Raw genomic sequence first — 665 nt, forward strand, 5'->3', positions numbered from 1 at the left:
CGCCCCGCCGCCCTGCGAGTAGCCCGCGAGCGCGACCGGCGCGGTCGAGGTGACGCCCGACCCCGAGACCTGGGCGGCCGCGCGCACCGCGTCGAGGACGGCGTGCGCCTGGGCCTCCCGGACCATGTAGGTGTGCGTGCCCGGGGTGCCCAGGCCCTCGTAGTCGGTGACCACCACGGCGTGGCCGCGGCTCAGCAGGGACGTGATCCCGACGCCTTCGTACTGCGCGCCGGTCGAGAGGGTGCGCGAGGGGGCGCAGCGGTCCGCCGCGCCCTGGGTGCCCACCGCGTAGCCGATCACGGGGCGCTCGCCGCCGCCCGTCCAGGGGGCGGTGGGGGTCAGCACGGTGCCGGTCACGGCGACGGGTCGGCCCTGGGCGTCCTGCGAGGCGTACATGATGCGCGTGGCGTGCGCGGGCACCTGCACCAGCCGCACGGGATCCAGATAGAAGGCGGCGGGCTCGCTGCGGATCAGGGCGCCGGGGGTCGCGGGCACGACGGCGGGCGGCAGGTAGAAGGGGTCGTCGACCGAGGCGGCCGCCAGGGCGTCCCGGGCCGCGTTCCAGCGGGCGTCCTCGGCCGTCGTGGCCGGCTGCGAGAGGTCCGCGACGGCGGAGCTCACCTCCGGCGCGTCCGGGGCCGGGGCGGACTCCTGGGCCAGGGCAG

Annotated in this window: 1 protein-coding gene; it reads right to left on the reverse strand. The window is 78.0% G+C overall.

The genetic code is table 11. The features are described 5' to 3' along the window. Positions 1-621 (reverse strand): lipase family protein (locus HMPREF3105_RS01840; protein ID WP_246830312.1); only part of this gene is annotated, 621 nt, incomplete at its 3' end. Between the last annotated feature and the right edge of the window lie 44 nt (positions 622-665).

The sequence above is a fragment of the Micrococcus sp. HMSC31B01 genome, assembly GCF_001816085.1.
Taxonomy (GTDB): Bacteria; Actinomycetota; Actinomycetes; order Actinomycetales; family Micrococcaceae; genus Micrococcus; species Micrococcus luteus.